The following is a 17,699-nucleotide window of genomic DNA, read 5'->3' on the forward strand; positions in this document are numbered from 1 at the left end:
AACGGTCGCTTGCGATTTCCGTGTGAGAATAGCGGTCCATAAAAACCAGCCAGCATTGTCGATCTGAAAATCCGGCCTCCGTTCGGGCGTTCGCCGGACATTCGGCAACGCGGCTGCTTGGGCTGTTGGGATTATCGTCATGTCGAAATTGTCGATCCGCATTAAGATATTGAGTGTGTTGAGTGTTTTGGTGCTGTCGCTAGCCGGTGTCGGCGTCATGGCGATCGCCACGATGCAAAACATCAACGCGCACACGGTTGAGATCGCCGAAAGCTGGCTGCCGAGCGTCCGTGCGCTCGGATCCATGCGCGCCGATATCAACGAACTGCGGGTCGTGATCCGTCTGCATCTGATGCAGGAGTCGGCCGAAGGAAAGGCGAGCGCCGAGAAGCGGATGGGGCCGCTCCTCGAACGGATCGCAAGCACCCGCAAGCACTACGAGCCTCTGATCACTTCGCCGGAGGAGCGTTCGCTCTACGAGCAATGGAGTCACCGGTGGGACGACTACATGAATGCCGTGCATGAGTTGCTGGCCCTGTCCCGCAAGAACGTAGGGAGCTTCTCCGCTGAAGCAAACAACATGCTGCAGACCAAGGTCGCCAAGATGGCCCAGGCTGCCGATCCGCTGCTGCTGAAGGGCATCGAGATCAACAATCAGGGCGCCGAGGCGGAGACCAAGGCCGCCGCCGACAGCTATCGGCTCATCTTCCGCGTGCTGGTCGGTATCATCCTCACCGCCGTGCTACTTGCCATCGCCGCAGCCTATTTCCTCGTGCGCGACGTGTCGCGCGGTATCGCCTCCATCATCGAGCCGATGCAGGCGCTCGGCGAGGGCGATCTCGCCGCCGAAGTACCGCATCGCGGCGAGCGGACCGAGATCGGCTCGATGGCCGATGCGCTGCAGATCTTCAAGGAGGCCTTGATCGCCAAGCGGGCGGCCGACCAGGCGGCGGCGCGCGATGCCGAGGCCAAGATCGAACGCGGTCGCCGCGTCGACGAGATCACCCGCAAATTCGAGACGATGATCGGCGAGGTCGTCGGCACCGTGTCGTCGGCGTCGACCGAGCTGGAAGCATCGGCCACCACGCTCACCAACACCGCACAGCGCGGCCAGCAGCTTGCCACGGTGGTTGCCGCGGCGTCGGAAGAAGCGTCCACCAACGTGCAGTCGGTCGCGTCTGCTTCCGAAGAGCTGTCGTCGTCCATCACCGAGATCAGCCGCCGCGTGCAGGATTCGGCACGGATGGCGGCGGAGGCCGTCGAGCAGGCCGCACGCACCAATGAGCGCGTCAACGAGCTGTCGCAGGCGGCGTCCCGCATCGGCGACGTCGTCGAGCTGATCAACACCATCGCGGGCCAGACCAATCTCCTGGCGCTGAACGCGACCATCGAGGCAGCGCGCGCCGGTGAAGCCGGCCGCGGCTTTGCCGTGGTCGCCTCCGAGGTCAAGGCGCTGGCCGAACAGACCGCGAAGGCGACCGGCGAGATCGGGCAGCAGGTTGCAGGCATCCAGGCGGCGACGCAGGAATCCGTCAACGCCATCCAGGAGATCGGCGGCACCATCGAAAAGCTGTCCGAAGTGTCGTCGGCTATTGCCGCCGCCGTCGAGGAGCAGGGTGCTGCGACGCAGGAGATTTCGCGCAACGTGCAGCAGGCTTCGCTCGGCACGCAGGAGGTCTCCTCCAACATCACCGACGTGCAGCGCGGTGCGGTCGATACCGGCTCGGCCTCGACGCAGGTGCTGTCCGCGGCAAAATCGCTGGCGTCGGACAGCACGCGCCTGAAGATCGAGGTCGCGAGCTTCCTCGAATCGGTGCGCGCGGCTTAGCGTCTACGAGCCAGTCTGTGCAACAGGCGGTGGCGTCTGCCGGCGGAACAGGATCCGCTGGTAGAGCCACCCGATCGCGACCAGCACGATACCGAGCCCCATGAAGGACAGCGCGCGATAGACACCCGTCAGGGCCGACATGTCGATGACGAAGGCCTTCAGGATCGTCAGCGCGATGACGACGGCTGACGCCAGCCGCGCGCGCTCCGAATTGACGAACAGGCCGACACCGAGCAGCACCACGCCAAAGCCGAGCCAGCCGATCGAATAGGTGTATTGCTCGGCACCGGTCGTTGCGCCGGTCGAGAGGATCGGGCCGTGATAGAAGCGGCGGATCTCCAGCGAAAGCCAGGCGAGCGCGAACACCAGCGCGCCGGCGGCAAGCGTGTTGGCATAGGCCGTCGGGCGATGGCCCGCCACCGCGTAGGACAACAGCAGCATCAGCACCGAGGGCAGCGCGTAGCCGAGCAGGAGGTAGTTGAAGATCGGCCCGCCGACATCGGTGCGCCAGAGCATTGGGTTTTCGAGGATCAGCAGCCCGCCGACCGCAATCAGGCCCGCGATCGCGGTCAGGACGACCGCGCCGACATTGTGGACGATGCTGCCGCTGCGCAGCCGCAGCCGTTCCAGCCCGATCGCCATGGCGAGCGTGACGCAAACCTGCAGCGCGAATTCGAGCAGCGACGGCGCCGCTGTCATGTTGCCGCCGGTGGCGAAGTGACGGATCTCCATGAAGGCGAGCAGCGCGGTGAACAGGATGGCGGCCGCCTCCGCCATGCGCAGCGGCGGGTCGTCGGCGCGGCGGCGCAGGAAGATGCTCGCGCCCCAGAATGACAGCGCCGGCAGGCCATAACCCCACAGCAGCCAGTTCAGGATCGGCGTGGTGCCGACGGCGTCGCCGACGATGCGCGGATCGTAGGCCGCTCGCGCCGTCACGATGGCCGCGAAGATCGCCGCGAGCCAGCGCAGGAACGGGATCGGCCGCTGCATCGAAATCCAGGCGGTGCCGAGTGACATCAGCGCCAGCGCGATCGTCAGCCAGCCCTTCTCAAGCGCGAAGGTGAGCGCCAGCGCGAGCGCGCCGAGCGTGCCGGTGGCGAACAGCGCGATCGAGATCGGCAGTCCCGGGCGGTTCTCGCGCCGGGTCAGCGTCTCGGTCGCGAAAGCGAAGGCCGCGGCCACGATGACCGCGAGAATCGCGAACGGGATCGAGCGGTCGAGATGCGCGATACGGGCATAGAGCGCGACCAGCAGCGCGATTGGCGTCGCGGTCGCAGTCGCCGCCCACACCACGGGGATGATGGCGGAGTTCGAGCGTCCCTGCGCCAGGAATCCGGCGAGGCCAAAGCCTGCGGCGAACAGCCCGGCCATCACCAGATGCATCGTCACCGAACTGTCGGTGGCGACGGGGCCGATGCCGGGCAGAGGGCCGCCCGGCAGCACCAGCATGTCCGGATTGGCGCGCACGGCCCATTCGGCGAACACGATGAAGACGAAGGCGGCGGCTGCACCGAGCGCGCCAGTTGCGGCCGGTGCGCGCCAGGCAACGACCAGCGTGGCCGCAACGAGGATGGTGAAAGTGATCAGTCCGAGATCGGCATGGCCGCTCGACAGCACGATCAGCATGGCGCCGAACAGATAGGCTCCGAGCGAACCTGACGAGATCGGCTCGATCGTGCCGTCCTCGATATCAGGGCCGAACATGAAGCCGCACACGACCAGCAGGCTCGCGAGGACGAAGCCCGCGATCACGTGGAAGGCATGCGGCGCGACGAGCTGTGCGCCGAGATCGAGCCCAGGGAAAGTCCAGAGCAGCGCGAACACGATGGTGGTAACCGCAAGCCAGCGCCACAGCCGGATCCGCGCGAGGCCGAAGCTCGCCGCGGTGACGATGGCGAGATAGACGTAGAGCGCCCAAAAATCCGGCTTGCCTGAGGACACCAGGATCGGCGTCACGAAGGCGCCGACCACGCCGAGGCCGGCGAGTGCCGGGCCGTGCAGGAGGGCTGCGGCCAGCGTGCACATCGCGACGATGCCGAGCAACACGAAGGCGGTTGCGGGCACGAGGAAGTCGTAGAGCGCATAGGCCGCATAGATGGTGGCGAACGCGACGGCCGTGCCGGCTGCGGTGAGGATCGCGGGGATGTTGGCGATCGGCGTGGCTTCGATCGATGAGATGCTTTCCTTGCGGCGCGTCCATTCGCCGGCAACTAACAGTGCGACTGCGAACAGGCCGCCGAGGAATACGCGCACGCCGGGGCCGAGCAGGCCGGCCTCGATCGAATAGCGCACCATGAAGAAGCCACCGAGCGCGAGCGCAAGGCCGCCGATCCAGACCACCCAGCGTGTGCCGAGACGTTCTTCGAGTCCTGGTCCGGCGCCCGGTACCAACGGCGGCTGCGCGGAGACGTCGGCGGCATCGGTCTGCGAAGCTGCAACCTGCTCCGCAGCAAGTGGCGGTGCCATTTCGGGCTCGGGCGGAAGCGGTGGTGGCGCGACCGTGCTCGTCGAGGTCGCGGGAGTTTCCTGGAAGGTCGGCATCGCAGGTTGCGCCGGCACGGCTTGCGGTGCGCGCGCAGCCAACTCTTCCAGCGCATCCAGCCGCCGGCGCAAATCGCCGGATTGGTTGACTGCTTTCAATGCGAGCAGGAAGGCGGCGACTGCGAGCATCACCGCGAAGACGTCGAATTCGAACATGAAGCCTCCAGGCGATCAGCCGGGAGGCGAATCGCACGATTCTATCCTAGCGCCGGGAGCGCACGCGCAAACCGGGCGCGGGCCGCTCCTGCAGCACTTCGCGGCGGAAGCGATAGAGCGCTGCCGGCCGCCCCCCGGTCTGTGTCGACATCACCCCGGTCGGTTCGACCAGGGCCTCGGTCTCCACCAGACGGCGGAAATTCTGCTTGTGCAGGTGACGGCCGGAGATGGCCTCCACCGTGTGCTGCAATTCCGTGAGTGTGAATTCGGCGGGTAAAAGTTCAAAGATGACAGGGCGGTACTTCAGTTTTGCGCGCAATCGCGCGATGGCGGTGGCAAGGATTCGGCGATGGTCGAACCGCATGGAGATACCGAGGGGAGGAAGTGCCTTGCGTGCTAATGCCGCAGGGCGGCCGTCCCGCCGCGCCTCCTCGATCAGCCCGGCCTCGTAGAGCAGCTCATAGCGGTCGAGCACGCGCTCCTCGTCCCAGGGCGCGCCGTCGTGGCCGAAATAGAGCCGCACGCGATCCTTGCGCGGCAGCGCGCGGGTGGTCTCGGGCGTGTCGTCGGCGGCCCATTGTGTCAGCGCCGGGATGATGTCGCGGGCAATGATTGCGGGTGGCTGTTCGCGCCAGTCTTCCCAGGGGAAGAAACGATACCAGGGCTCGAACGTCGCGCCCGGCGCACGCGCTGCGTTGTCGGCGGCGCGGGTCAGCGCGACATAGCCGATCGACACCATATGCGCGTCGGTATCGCCGGCCTCCGCGTGCCGGCCGCGGTCGCCAAACGTATAGAGCTGCTCGACATAGCCGAGTTTCAGTCCCGCCTGCGCCTCGACCCAGGCGCGCAACCCGATCTCGAAGGTGCGATGGGCCAGCGGATCGAACGGACCGAAGGGAAGGCCTGCGAGTTGATCGCCACCGCGCGCGGTCAGGATCAGCGGCTCATTGTCCTCGATCGCGACGATCGCAGCGGTCAGGCCGATCTCGATCGGCGTCAGCGGCGTCTCGCTCATCCGGCGGCGATCGAAAGAGGGGTGTCGGTCATTCGAGCTCGATCACGAAGGGGCGGCCCTCGACCATCATGGCGCCGGGGCCCATCTCGTCGAGCGCGCGCAGCATGCGGCCGTCGCGGCCGAGCGCGCGGTCGGCAAGGCCGACGATGCGGCGGTTGGGGGAGGCGATCGGCGAGGCCGCGCGGATTTTTCTGGCGATCTCGATCTCGTCGCGATGCGGATTGAGCATGCAGGCGGCGGCGAATGCGCTCGCGGTCGAACGGCTGATGCCGGCGTAGCAATGCACGACCAGCGGTGCGCCGCGGTCCCAGCCGCGCACGAAGTTGAGCACCTGCTCGATATGGCCTTCGGACGGCGCGACGAAACCATCCATCTCCTCGGTGATGTCGTCCATCGACACCTTGAGATGATTGGCCGGCAGCACGGAGACGGGACGGGCCACCTGCTCGACATTGGCCATCACGGTCAGCACATGGCTGGCGCCGGTGAGGCGGACGGTTTCGGGCAATGCGGCAAGCGAACAGACGTGGATCATGGTGGTCCTGTTTTCCGCCAGTATAGCCAGCAGCGTAGGGTGGGCAAAGCGAAGCGTGTCCACCACTTCTGTCTAACCTTGAATGGTGGGCACGCCCGGGCCGCGTTCCGCGTCCCGATGGCTTTGCCCACCCTACGGCACCTGTAGCCTACGAAAACACCGCGCCAAACCGCTCCAAGAAGCGCTTCTCGGCCTTTGCCGCCGTCCAGGGCGTCAGGTAGTCGCGCTCGGTCGGTTCGGGCAGGCCGGGATCGCGGCCAAACAGGCGCCTGGCCTCGCTCTGGCTGAAACCGGCCAGCCGGGTCGCCTCCAGATAGGCAGCGCCGCGATCGGCGGCCTTGATCGCCCGCGTGATCTCGTCGGCGAGCACGGGCGGCAATCCGAAGCGGATGTGGATGGCGCTGAGCAGGCGCTTCTCGACCGCCTTGTAATGGCCTTCGAGCACCGCCTTGAACGGCGAGATCATGTCGCCGATGACGTATTCAGGGGCGTCGTGCAGCAGCGCCGCGAGGCGCACGCGCTGATCGACCCGCGGCGACTCGTGCCGCATCACGGTTTCCACCAGCAGCGTGTGCTGCGCCACCGAGAAGATGTGCGCGCCGGTGGTTTGCCCGTTCCAGCGCGCGACGCGCGCCAGGCCATGGGCGATGTCGGCGATCTCGACATCGAGCGGCGAGGGATCGAGCAGGTCGAGCCGCCGGCCCGACAGCATGCGCTGCCAGGCGCGCGACTTCACGTCGGAGGCGGACGACTTCTTCGCCGTCATTTGATTTTGAGACGTGGCTTGCGCGGGGCCTTGCCGCAGGTCGCGTGGCAGTGGCAGTCGACGAGATGATCGTTGACCATGCCGGTTGCCTGCATGAAGGCGTAGACGATGGTCGGGCCGACGAATTTGAATCCGCGCGATGACAGTTCCTTGGAGATCTGCACCGACAGCGGCGTCGAGGCCGGCACGCTCGCGGTGGTCTTGAAGTTGTTGACCTTGGGCTTGCCACCCATGAAGTCCCACAGCAGTCTTGAGAAGCCCGGGCCCTTCTCCATGATGTCGAGATAGGACTTTGCGCTCAAAATCGCGCCGTCGATCTTGGCGCGGTTACGCACGATGCCGGCATCGTTCATCAGCGCGTGGACCTTCTTCGCATTGTAACGCGCGATCTTCTCCGGCTGGAAATCGTCAAAGGCTTTGCGAAAATTGTCGCGCTTGCGCAAGATCGTGATCCAGGAGAGGCCGGCCTGAAAGCCGTCGAGGATCAGCTTTTCGTACAGCGCGCGGTCGTCATACTCAGGCACGCCCCATTCAGTGTCGTGATAAGCGACGTAGAGCGGATCTTCGCCCGGCCAGGGGCAGCGGGTCAGGCCATCGGCGTGCAGGCGAGGGGCGCGGCTCATGCGACGGGTTGCTTGGCCGGTGTGCGGACGACATCGGGATCGGCGAGCCGGATCGTGAGTCCGCCGGCGGTGAGCGGCAGCCCCGCATCGAGCGCATCGGCGACGCGATCGGTCCGCACCAGCGCAATGCCGGCGCCGCGCGCGGTCGAACCCATTGTGCCGACCGGCTTGTCGCCGGCAAGCACGGGCACGCCGACTTCGGGCGAGGGCCCGTCGAGCAGCACCTTCACACTGCGCGTGCGCGCGGTGCCGCGGTGCTGCATGCGCGACACCACCTCCTGGCCGACATAGCAGCCCTTGTCGAAATCGACACCGGCCAGCCGATCCATGTTGGTCTCGTGCGGGAACGCATCGCCATACATGAAGTCGAGCCCACCGCGCGGCACGCCGCTGGCGATGCGGTGCGCCTCGTAGTCGGCGGCATCGACGAGTTCCGCGCCGATCAGGCCAGCGAGCTTTTCCTTCAGATCCGCCGGGATCAGGATACGGACACCGAGCCTCTCGTCGCGGGGGTCGGTGAAGGTCAGGTCCGGCAAGGCCGCGGGCACACCGTCCCAGGCCGCGAGCACGCCGAGATCGTCGGTGAGGTTTTCCACCGTGACCTTTGCGCGCAGCTTGTAGAATTTCAGCTTGTCGGCGAGACCCTGCGCCAGCGCGCGGGGCAAGTCGATCAGGAAGCCGCCGCCATGGCCGGCGGGGGCTTCGGTGATCAGGAAATCGACCACAATTTTGCCCTGCGGCGTCAGCAGGGCGCCGAATCGGCCGAGTCCGGGTTTCAGCTTGTCGGTATCCGTGGTGACGAGGCCGTTGAGGAAACTGCGCGCATCCTCGCCCGTGACCTTGACCACGCCCCGATCACTGAGAAACGCTGCTTTCATGCGAAAATCTCTTGCGACATCTTGGCAACGAACGTAAGCCCCCAAAAGATGAACGACAAGACCTCGAGCCCTGCGCTTGGGGATGACAGAGACGGACAGCCATGACCCAGCGCTTTGACGTGATCCTGAAATCCGGCACCGTGGTCAATCAGGACGGCGAGGGTATCAGGGACATCGGCATCACGGGCGGCCGCATCGCCGAGATCGGCAGCCTGTCGCAGGCGTCCGCCGGCGAAACCGTCGATTGCAAGGGCCTGCACATCCTGCCCGGCGTGATCGACACGCAGGTGCATTTCCGCGAACCGGGCCTGACGCACAAGGAAGACCTCGAAACGGGCTCGCGCAGCGCCGTCATGGGCGGCGTCACCGCCGTATTCGAGATGCCGAACACCAATCCGCTGACCGTCACCGAAGAGGCATTTACCGCGAAGATCGAGGCGGGCCATCATCGCATGCATTGCGATTTCGCCTTCTTCATCGGCGGCACCCGCGAGAACGTGAACCATCTGCCGGAGCTGGAACGCGCGCCGGGCTGCGCCGGCGTCAAAGTGTTCATCGGATCCTCGACAGGCGCGCTGCTGGTCGAGGACGACGAAAGCCTGCGCCGCATTTTTCAGGTGATCCGTCGCCGCGCCGCCTTCCATGCCGAAGACGAGTACCGCCTCAACGACCGCAAGCCGCTGCGCATCGAGGGTGATCCGCGCTCGCATCCGGTATGGCGCGACGAGACCGCGGCGTTGATGGCGACCGAGCGCCTGGTCAACCTCGCGCGCGAGACGGGAAAACGCATCCACGTGCTGCACATCTCGACCAAGGAAGAGATCGAATATCTGCGCGACCACAAGGACGTCGCCTCCTGCGAAGCCACGCCGCATCACCTCACCATGGCCGCGCCCGAATGCTACGAGCGGCTCGGCACGCTGGCACAGATGAATCCGCCAGTGCGCGGTGCCGATCACCGCGCCGGCATCTGGCGCGGCATCGAGCAGGGGATCATCGACGTGCTCGGCTCCGACCACGCGCCGCATACGCTGGAGGAGAAGCAGAAGGCGTATCCCGCTTCGCCCTCGGGCATGACCGGCGTGCAGACGCTGGTGCCGTTGATGCTCGACCACGTCAATGCCGGCCGGCTCTCGCTGGCGCGCTTCGTCGACCTCACCAGCGCAGGCCCCGCGCGCCTGTTCAACATCGCCTGCAAGGGCCGCATCGCCGCCGGCTACGACGCCGACTTCACGGTCGTTGACCTCAAGCGCAGCGAGACCATCACCAACAAATGGACCGCCTCGAAAGCGGGCTGGACCCCCTATGACGGCCTACGCGTCACCGGCTGGCCGGTCGGCACCTTCGTCCGCGGCAAGCGCGTGATGTGGCAGGGCGAGCTGACAACGGCCTCGCAGGGCGAGCCGGTGCGGTTTCTGGAGACGCTAAAGGCGTAAGGGCGCGCGCGTTGGCGGGTCCACATACTCGTCATTGCGAGCGCAGCGAAGCAATCCAGAATCTTTCCGCGGCGACAGTCTGGATTGCTTCGCTGCGCTCGCAATGACGCGGGGGAACAAGCTACGGTTCCTCGACAGGGAGAGCAGTGAATGACCCAGCCCACCGCCCTCATCACCACCGCGCAACTCGCTGCCATCCTCGGCGATCCCGCCTTACGCCTCTACGACTGCACGACCTACAACGAGCCGGTGCCGCCCGGCAGCGACGTGCCCTATCGCGCCGTGCCCGGCGACAAGACGTTCGCGGAAGGCCACATTCCTGGCGCCGGTTTTCTCGACCTGCAGGGCGAGTTCTCCGACGCCTCCGCGCAGCAGTTCTTCATGATGCCCGGTGTCCCGCAACTGGAGGCCGCCTTCGGCCGCCACGGCATGGATGCGACCAAGACCATCGTGCTCTACAGCATCGGCACCATGATGTGGTCGACGCGGTTCTGGTGGATGCTGCGTTCGCTCGGCGTCGAGGCAAAGGTCCTCGACGGCGGGTTCGACAAATGGAAGGCGGAGGCTCGGCCGATTGAGCAGGGCGCGCCGAAAGGCTATCCGCCAGCGACGTTCAAGGCTTCGCCGCGTGCCGGCTTCTTCGTGGATAAGTCGACGGTGCTGTCCCGGATCGGCGATGCCTCAACCGTGACCGTTAATGCGCTCGGACCGCAGTTTCATCGCGGCCTTGAGCCGAGCCGCTATGGCCGGCCCGGGCGGGTTCCCGGCAGCGTGAACGTGTCGGCGGCGACGTTGGTCAATCCTGACAAGACGCTCACCACACTCGCGGACGCCGAAGCAAGATTCGCTAGCCAAGGCGTGACGCGCGACAAGAACGTGATCTGCTATTGCGGCGGCGGCATCTCGGCGACCATCGACCTCTTCTTGCTGACCGCGCTCGGCTACGACAATCTCACGCTCTACGACGCCTCGATGGGTGAATGGGCCAGGGACGCGAACCTGCCGATTGAAACGGACTAGGAGAGGGCGCAGAAATCCGGGAACCTTTTTCATCGGCTCGCATCCAATGTCCGCTAGAACTGGAGACGAGCCCGTGACCGCCATGCATCGCACCGCAACATTTCCGGATATCGATACCGGCACGCCCGAGGCCGAGCTGGTCCGCCGCGCGCAGGCCCGCGACGAGGCCGCGCTGCGCGCCATCATGCAGGCCAATAACCGCAGGCTCTATCGTCTCGCCCGCGGCATCTTGCGCAGCGACAGCGAGGCCGAGGACGTGGTGCAGGAAACTTATGTCCGCGCCTTCACCCATCTCGACAGCTTTCGCGGCGAGTCAGGGCTGTCGACCTGGTTGTCGCGCATCGCCATCAACGAGGCGCTCGGCCGCGTGCGCAGCCAAAAGCCTCACGTCGAGCTCGGATCGGTGCCGGAGGCAACGCTCGAAGCGCAGATCATCCCGTTCCCCCTCTCGTCTGTCGATCCGGAAAAATCCATGGCCCAACGTGAGATCCAGCGCGTCGTCGAGCATGCCGTCGATGAATTGCCTGATGTCTTCCGCATGGTCTTCATCGCGCGGGTGATGGAGGGCATGAGCATGGAGGAGACGGCGACGCTGCTCGGCGTCAAGCCGGAGACGGTGAAGACGCGGCTGCATCGCGCGCGCACCATGCTGCGCGAGAACGTCGAGAAGAAGATCGGCCCCGTGGTGATGAATGCGTTCCCGTTCGCAGGCGTACGCTGCGAGCGTCTGACCGAAGCCGTGCTGAAGCGCCTAGGAATCGGCGCATAATTTTTCGGGAACGTTCGCGCAAATTTCTCATCCAACTCCTGTGCAAGCAACGCGCCGGAAAAATGCCGGCACTACAGGAGTGTCAAACATGTTCGTTCGATGGAGCGCGGCGATCGCCGCGGTCGCCCTTTTGTCCGGCCCAACGCTCGCTCAGAGTCCCAAGCCGACCGATCCGCAGATCGCGCATATCGCCTACACCGCAGGTGTGATCGACATCAACGCCGCCAAGCAGGCGATCAAGAAAACCAAGAGCAAGGACGTCAAGGCGTTCGCCGAGGACATGGTTCGCGACCATGAGGCCGTCAACAAGCAGGCGCTCGCGCTGGTCAAGAAGCTGAACGTCACGCCGGAGGATAACGACACCAGCAAGACGCTGTCGAAGCAGGCCAGCGACAAGCTCGCCGAGCTCGATAAGCTCAGCGGCGCTGCGTACGACAAGGCTTATGTCCAGAACGAGGTCGCCTACCACAAGGCAGTCAACGGCGCGCTGGAAACCCAGCTCATTCCCTCCGCAAACAATGCCGAGTTGAAGAGCCTGTTGCAGACCGGCCTGAAGATATTTCAGGGCCACCAGCAGCACGCCGAGCATGTCGCGGCCGAGCTGAAATAGGGAGCGCGCGATGGAGCCGGGACGGCTGTTGGCGATCGCACGCGCGATCGCATTCGTGGCGATGATCGTCCCGGCACGAGCGGAGACGGTTCAGATCACGATGGAGAACCTCGAATTCGCGCCGGCCGATGTTGCGTTGAAGGTCGGCGACACCGTCGAGTGGATCAACAAGGACGTGTTCGCTCACACGGCCACCGCGAGAGGCGGCGATTTCGACGTCAATCTCCCGGCGAAGAAATCGGCGACATCGATCGTGAAGAAGGCAGGCATCGTGGAGTATTACTGCCGCTTTCATCCGAACATGAAAGCTGTGCTCAGGATCGCACCGTAGCGGGCGCCGGGAAAATCTCCCGGCGTTTTCCAGACTAATGCTTGTCTGCGGAAATCCGCGTCTGTGCGATAACGGCCCGGACATCGCGACGTGTCGCGGGTCATTCATCCGAAACTGGCCCCGTTCAACCGAGCGGGGTCATTTTTCGTGAGGGTTTACTGCCGCGCCAGGTCGACGGAGAATTCGCCGTTGCGCACGCGTCCGGCGAGGCCCTCGACGAACTTTGCCACGGGATCCTCGCCATAGGTGCCGACGAGCTCGGCAAGCGCGGCGAACAGGCTCGCCTGCGCGAGGCAGTCGCCGTCGACGCCATCATGGCGCGCTTCGGCCCAGGCCTCGTTGAGATAGCTGAGTGCAGCCTGCTTCTGCTCGTGGTCGGGCAGCGGCGCGCGGGCGGGTGCGTAGGAAATCGGAGAACTCATGAATCCCGGACAAGGCTGGAGGCGCAATCCACGGCGACGCGCTGGTTGTTAACGTGTAGCACGCGCACCGGAACCGCCTAGCCCACATCTTTAGGAACGGTTAACGGGTGTGAACAATGTGGATTAGTGGTTCCGCAGACACGTGCGGCGAGGCTCAGTTCGCGTAGCGCGCGGTGAGATCGCGCGAGATTTTCGAGCCTTCCTCGATGTAGCGGCGGATCGCGACCGAGGCCGCGGGCGTGCAGCTCCGATAGGTCTGCTGAAAGCCGTTATAGCCGCGGTTGAAGCCCGCGATCATGCGGGTGCGGCGCTCGCCGGAGGGCGTCTCTGCGTCGATCAGCGCCTGCATCTCGTTGCGCCATTTGTTGCCCTCATTGGCCCCGCAGATGCCGCGGAGATAGTGCAGGCCGCCAAGGATCTCGGCGAGCCGTTGTAGATCGCCGTCGAACGGCGCTGCCGCGTCCTGGGCCCGGGCGGGCACGGCGGTGCAGGCCAGAATCAGGGCAAAAATGGCGAGGGATCGCATCAACATCGGCGGTGATATGCCCCCTCCGGCCGGGGGAAGCAAGGCAGGCAGGAACCGGGATCAGGACCCGATCAGCCGTTCCGCCTGCAAAACGACATCTTCCAGCCCGCCGGTCATCTTGAGGTCGCCGATGGCTTGGAATTCGGACGGCGCGAGCCAGCGGAAGTCGTCGAGCTCGTCGTTCAGGCTGGGCTCCCGGCCAACCCAGCGGGCGGCAAAGGACATGATGAGGTAGTGGCCGGCGCCACCAGCGGCCGGCAGCACCTCGCGCCAGCCGGCGAGGCCGACGATCTCGATATTGAGCCCGGTCTCCTCGTCGACCTCGCGCGCCAGCGCCTGGTGCAAGGATTCGCCGAATTCGACCCGGCCGCCCGGCAGCGAATAGAAGCCTTTTGCGGGTGAGCGGGCGCGGCGAACCAGCAGCACCTTGCCGTCGCGGAAAATCGCCGCGCTGACGGCGAGCTGGGGGCGGGCGGGCTGGTCGGGCGACGACACGTGTCAGTTCGCCATGATGGTGTCGATGTCGGCCTCGGTGCCGCCATTGATGATGCCGCCGCAGGCGGCGATCAGCGGCCTGATCCAGAGCGACGCCTGCTCGGCGAGGCGCACCTTGGTCTGGTCTTTCTCGACCTCGCGCATGGCAGAGCCGACCGCCGTCAGGATCGAGGTCATGGTGTCGGTGATGTGGTCGAACTGGCCGCGCACGGCGGGGTCGGCCTTCTCATAGGCTTCGATCGCGAGGTCGCGCGCCTTGAAATTGGAGGCCGTGAAATGCTCGGCATAGGACAGCGGCGTCCAGGTCAGAAAATCTTCCGCGCATTCCGGCATGTCCGGGACCATTTCCAGCAGCATCACGGCTTCATTGAAATGGTTCAGATAGTCGGTGGCAAGGCCGGTCCGCGGGTTGATGTTGGCCACGCGCAGCCGTTCGGCCCAGGCCGCCGCCTCGGGGCCCGTCACGACTTGCTTTTGCGCGGGTGCGGCGGCCATGGAGTTCATCAGCTGCAGTGTTAACGTTTGGGGTTAAAAGGACCTGAATGGACCCTATATAGGCACCCAGAATGTGCGGACGCTTCGTCATAACCTCGGCCCCTGCGGCTTTGCGGCAACTCTTCGGCTATCTCGATCAGCCGAATTTCCCGCCACGGTATAACGTGGCACCGACACAACCGATCCCGGTCGTGTTCATCGACAAGGGTGCGCGTCATTTCCACCTGATGCGCTGGGGCCTGCTGCCGAGCTGGGTCAAAGACCCCCGCGGCTTCACTCTGTTGATCAACGCGCGCTCGGAAACCGTGCTGGAAAAGCCCGCCTTCAAGCACGCTATACGCCGGCGGCGCGGCCTGATCCCGGCCGACGGCTATTACGAATGGAAGGCGATCGACGGGCGCAAGCAGCCCTATTTCATCCACCGCGCCGACGGCGCGCCGCTCGGCTTTGCCGCATTGTTCGAGACCTGGCTGGGGCCGAACGGCGAAGAGCTCGACACCGTCGCGATCGTGACGGCGGCGGCCAGCGAGGACCTTGCCGCGCTGCATGACCGCGTGCCGGTGACCATCAGGCCCGAAGATTTCGAGCGCTGGCTCGACTGCCGCGGCGACGAGGTCGATGCCGTGCTCGACCTGATGACGGCCCCGCGCATCGGCGAATTCGCCTGGCATCCGGTGTCTACGCGCGTCAACCGTGTCGCGAATGATGACGAGCAACTCTTGCTTCCGATTAGCGCGGAGGACATGGAGGCGGAAGCGCCGAAGCCGAAGAAGGTGGTGCGGAAGGCGGCGGCGTCACAGGCCGACGACGGGCAGGGATCGTTGTTCTGATTTCCGCTGCCGTAGGGTGGGCAAAGGCGCAACGCGCCGTGCCCGCCATCGCTCCACATGCCTGACAGAAGTGGTGGGCACGCTTCGCTTTGCCCACCCTACGAGTTCAGCGCGAATCCTTAAACAATCTCCCGCGCCCGCAGCTCCGCAATCGCAGCCGCATCCAGCCCGATCTCACCCAGCACCGCATCCGTGTCCGCGCCCGCCTCCGGCGCCATGCGGTCGAGCTTGCCGCCGCCATGGGCGAGCTTGAAGCCGCTGCCGGCGAAGCGCAGGCGGCCATAGGGTGTGTCGATCTCCTGGATGGCGCCGCGCGCCTTGATCTGGGGATGGTCGATGACCTCCTCGACCTTCCAGATGCCGGCGCAGGGCGCGCCGGCGTCTTCCAGAATCGTCTCCCATTCGCGCGATGACCTTGCCGAAAGCGCCTCCTCGATGATGGCGCGCAGCGCCGGCTCGTTCTCATTGCGGGAAAACCAGTCGGCAAAGCGCGGATCCGCAAACGTGTCCTCGCGCCCGAGCGCGCTCATCAGCGCGCGATACTGCTTTTCGTTGTTGACCGCGAGCAGGATGTAGCCGTCGCCGGCCTTGAAGAGATTTGCCGTGGTCTTGCGGCTGACGGCCTGGTTGCCCGAGAGCTGCTGGTGATGACCGGCGACCGACCAGTCCGCGATCTGGCCGGACAGGAACGCCAGCGTTGCTTCCAGCATGGAGACATCCACGAGCTGGCCCTTAGCCGTTCGGTCGCGCTGGTAGAGCGCGCTGGACACTGCGAACGCAGCGGTCGCGCCTGACAGCACGTCGCACACCGCAAAGCCCGCGCGCGTCGGTCCGGTCTCGGGATGGCCGGTGATCGCCATGATGCCCGACAACGCCTGCATCTTGCCGTCATAGCCGGGCCGCAGGCGATCGGGTCCGGTCTGGCCGAAGCCGGAGACGGCGCAATAGATCAGCTTTGGATTGATCGCAGACAACGCCTCATAGCCGATGCCAAGCTTGTCCATGACGCCGGGTCGAAAATTCTCCATCACGACGTCCACCTTCGCGACGAGCTTTTTCACGATCGCGATTGCGTCAGGCTTTTGCAGGTCGAGCGTCAGGCTGCGCTTGTTGCCGTTGACGGCCTGGAAGGCCGGCGCAAGGTTGCGCTCGGCCCATTCGCGCGACAGCGGCGTGCGGCGCATGTCCTCGCCCTCGCGCCGCTCGACCTTGATCACGTCGGCACCTAGCAGCGCGAGCTGGTAGCTCGCATAGGGGCCGGCGAGCACCTGCGTGAAGTCCAGGATCTTCACGCCCTCGAACGGTCGGGTCACGCCGCGCCTCCCTGTTAGGTCCGGTCAGGCCGCGCGGTTGCCCCGCGCGATCTCCTTCTGCTTGTCGAACTCGGCGCGGCGGCGTGCCAGCTCTTCGGCCGAGAGCTGCGCGACGTTGTTGTAGTCGAGCTTCCAGGAGGCATCCTCGCTCCAGCGCAGCGGCGACTGCATCGTGGTTTGCGGGCCGCTCGCGCTCTCCAGCAGCTTCAACGCCAGCTCCAGCGTCTGCGCCTGGGAGGCGACGTCATGCGGCTTTCCGGCCGAATTGCCGAGCGGGAAATCGGAGAACAGGAAGCGCGGCACGGCCGCGTGCTCGACGATATCCTTGGCGCAGCCCATCACCACGGTCGGAATGCCGTTGGCCTCGAGATGCCGCGCGACCAGCGCGGTGGTCTGGTGGCACACCGGGCAGTTCGGCACGAGCACGGCGACGTCGACAGCATCAGTGAGGCAGCGCGCCAGGATCTCCGGCGCGTCGGTGTCGAGGGTGACGCGATGGCTGCGGTTGGTCGGCGCGCCGAAGAAGCGCGGAGCGACCTCGCCGATGCGCCCCGCGGCGGAGGCTTTCAAGAGTTGCGGCAGCGGAAACCAGGTGCCGTTGTCGGTCGCGGTGGTATGCTTGCGGTCGTAGCCGATGTGCGAGATGCGCAGATCGTGCGGCTTGGTCGTGTCGCCGTCATAGACCTGGTAGAATTTTGCGCTGCCATTATAAGCCGCGCCCGGCCCCTGGTCGCCCTTGGCCGGATCGTAAGGCGCCGCCGTGGTGATGATGGTCACCCGCGATTTCGCCAGCGGCTTGGTCAGCGGCTGGAACGGCGCCTCGGTGTAATGCGCCCAGCGATATGCCGTGGTGTAGCCGATCGCCGCATAGTAATCGCGCGTCCGCTGCATATAGGGGATGGCGGCGTCGTAATCGGGCGCAAAGCCAAAATCGTCGTCGCGCGGGGCTGACATGGAGCGCTTCTCCTGGTTCTTGTTGGCGACAGACTAGAGATAGTTTTAGCGTTGCTCAACGGGGAGGAGGCCGGCGCAGGTCTGAGTTGCAAGACTGCTCGCCGCGAGTCCGGTGCGCTCCCTCGCCCCGCTTGCGGGGAGAGGGTTGGGGTGAGG

19 protein-coding genes are annotated in these 17,699 nt (G+C 65.4%); 7 read left to right on the top strand and 12 right to left on the bottom strand.

All coding sequences use genetic code 11. From position 1 onward, the window contains the following. Window positions 1-139 precede the first annotated feature (139 nt). Entirely contained in the window at window positions 140-1,828 is a 1,689-nt protein-coding gene (locus C2U70_RS16945) for a methyl-accepting chemotaxis protein (RefSeq protein ID WP_140979572.1), read from the top strand. Between the two features lie 3 nt (window positions 1,829-1,831). On the opposite strand, the gene C2U70_RS16950 is transcribed toward C2U70_RS16945, so the two are convergent. The 6 genes from C2U70_RS16950 to C2U70_RS16975 form a co-directional block, all read right to left on the bottom strand. Continuing rightward, window positions 1,832-4,525: a DUF2339 domain-containing protein gene (locus tag C2U70_RS16950; RefSeq protein WP_140979573.1), complete on the bottom strand. Its 2,694-nt coding sequence runs from the start codon at window positions 4,523-4,525 to the stop codon at window positions 1,832-1,834. 46 nt (window positions 4,526-4,571) lie between these two features. Next, a complete protein-coding gene (locus tag C2U70_RS16955; RefSeq protein WP_140979574.1) occupies window positions 4,572-5,540 on the bottom strand; it encodes an NUDIX hydrolase in 969 nt (322 codons plus the stop codon). A gap of 28 nt (window positions 5,541-5,568) precedes the next feature. After that, on the bottom strand, window positions 5,569-6,075 hold the full coding sequence (locus C2U70_RS16960; protein WP_140979575.1) for a tyrosine phosphatase family protein: 507 nt from the start codon (window positions 6,073-6,075) through the stop codon (window positions 5,569-5,571). A 148-nt stretch (window positions 6,076-6,223) separates the two neighbouring features. Then, window positions 6,224-6,841 (bottom strand): YfbR-like 5'-deoxynucleotidase, encoded by a 618-nt coding sequence (locus tag C2U70_RS16965; protein ID WP_140979576.1) that lies wholly within the window; start codon window positions 6,839-6,841, stop codon window positions 6,224-6,226. Next, complete coding sequence (locus tag C2U70_RS16970; protein WP_140979577.1) at window positions 6,838-7,464, bottom strand: DNA-3-methyladenine glycosylase I; 627 nt, start codon at window positions 7,462-7,464, stop codon at window positions 6,838-6,840. The genes C2U70_RS16965 and C2U70_RS16970 overlap by 4 nt, the downstream gene beginning before the upstream one ends. Beyond that, entirely contained in the window at window positions 7,461-8,342 is an 882-nt protein-coding gene (locus C2U70_RS16975; protein ID WP_140979578.1) for a YgfZ/GcvT domain-containing protein, read from the bottom strand. The genes C2U70_RS16970 and C2U70_RS16975 overlap by 4 nt, the downstream gene beginning before the upstream one ends. Before the next feature lie 101 nt (window positions 8,343-8,443). On the opposite strand from C2U70_RS16975, the gene C2U70_RS16980 reads away from it, so the two are divergent. From C2U70_RS16980 to C2U70_RS17000, 5 genes are all read left to right on the top strand, one after another. After that, on the top strand, window positions 8,444-9,778 hold the full coding sequence (locus C2U70_RS16980) for a dihydroorotase (protein ID WP_140979579.1): 1,335 nt from the start codon (window positions 8,444-8,446) through the stop codon (window positions 9,776-9,778). 150 nt (window positions 9,779-9,928) lie between these two features. Next, window positions 9,929-10,798 carry a sulfurtransferase gene (locus C2U70_RS16985; RefSeq protein ID WP_140979580.1) on the top strand — a complete coding sequence of 290 codons (870 nt, stop codon included), beginning with the start codon at window positions 9,929-9,931 and terminating at the stop codon, window positions 10,796-10,798. An 82-nt stretch (window positions 10,799-10,880) separates the two neighbouring features. Next, window positions 10,881-11,567: an RNA polymerase sigma factor gene (locus tag C2U70_RS16990; RefSeq protein ID WP_246666773.1), complete on the top strand. Its 687-nt coding sequence runs from the start codon at window positions 10,881-10,883 to the stop codon at window positions 11,565-11,567. A gap of 88 nt (window positions 11,568-11,655) precedes the next feature. Next, window positions 11,656-12,177, top strand: coding sequence for a DUF4142 domain-containing protein (locus tag C2U70_RS16995; protein ID WP_140979582.1), 522 nt, complete (start codon window positions 11,656-11,658; stop codon window positions 12,175-12,177). Between the two features lie 10 nt (window positions 12,178-12,187). After that, entirely contained in the window at window positions 12,188-12,508 is a 321-nt protein-coding gene (locus C2U70_RS17000) for a cupredoxin domain-containing protein (protein WP_140979583.1), read from the top strand. A 155-nt stretch (window positions 12,509-12,663) separates the two neighbouring features. On the opposite strand, the gene C2U70_RS17005 is transcribed toward C2U70_RS17000, so the two are convergent. The 4 genes from C2U70_RS17005 to C2U70_RS17020 form a co-directional block, all read right to left on the bottom strand. Further along, a complete protein-coding gene (locus C2U70_RS17005; protein WP_140979584.1) occupies window positions 12,664-12,930 on the bottom strand; it encodes a hypothetical protein in 267 nt (88 codons plus the stop codon). A gap of 154 nt (window positions 12,931-13,084) precedes the next feature. Continuing rightward, window positions 13,085-13,462 carry a TIGR02301 family protein gene (locus C2U70_RS17010; RefSeq protein ID WP_140979585.1) on the bottom strand — a complete coding sequence of 126 codons (378 nt, stop codon included), beginning with the start codon at window positions 13,460-13,462 and terminating at the stop codon, window positions 13,085-13,087. A gap of 54 nt (window positions 13,463-13,516) precedes the next feature. Continuing rightward, window positions 13,517-13,951 carry an NUDIX hydrolase gene (locus tag C2U70_RS17015; protein WP_140979586.1) on the bottom strand — a complete coding sequence of 145 codons (435 nt, stop codon included), beginning with the start codon at window positions 13,949-13,951 and terminating at the stop codon, window positions 13,517-13,519. Between the two features lie 3 nt (window positions 13,952-13,954). Beyond that, window positions 13,955-14,455: a hypothetical protein gene (locus tag C2U70_RS17020; RefSeq protein ID WP_140979587.1), complete on the bottom strand. Its 501-nt coding sequence runs from the start codon at window positions 14,453-14,455 to the stop codon at window positions 13,955-13,957. Window positions 14,456-14,517: 62 nt separating this feature from the next. Here C2U70_RS17020 and C2U70_RS17025 point away from each other — a divergent pair, with 62 nt between their 5' ends. After that, complete coding sequence (locus C2U70_RS17025) at window positions 14,518-15,276, top strand: SOS response-associated peptidase (RefSeq protein WP_140979588.1); 759 nt, start codon at window positions 14,518-14,520, stop codon at window positions 15,274-15,276. A gap of 119 nt (window positions 15,277-15,395) precedes the next feature. Here C2U70_RS17025 and C2U70_RS17030 read toward each other — a convergent pair whose 3' ends face one another. Together C2U70_RS17030 and C2U70_RS17035 are read right to left on the bottom strand one after the other, a co-directional pair. After that, a complete protein-coding gene (locus C2U70_RS17030) occupies window positions 15,396-16,589 on the bottom strand; it encodes a CaiB/BaiF CoA transferase family protein (RefSeq protein ID WP_140979589.1) in 1,194 nt (397 codons plus the stop codon). Between the two features lie 24 nt (window positions 16,590-16,613). Beyond that, window positions 16,614-17,543, bottom strand: a complete 930-nt coding sequence (locus C2U70_RS17035; RefSeq protein ID WP_140979590.1) for a glycine/sarcosine/betaine reductase selenoprotein B family protein — start codon at window positions 17,541-17,543, stop codon at window positions 16,614-16,616. Window positions 17,544-17,699: the final 156 nt, after the last annotated feature.

The sequence above is a fragment of the Bradyrhizobium guangdongense genome (assembly GCF_006483445.1).
GTDB lineage: Bacteria > Pseudomonadota > Alphaproteobacteria > Rhizobiales > Xanthobacteraceae > Bradyrhizobium > Bradyrhizobium guangdongense_A.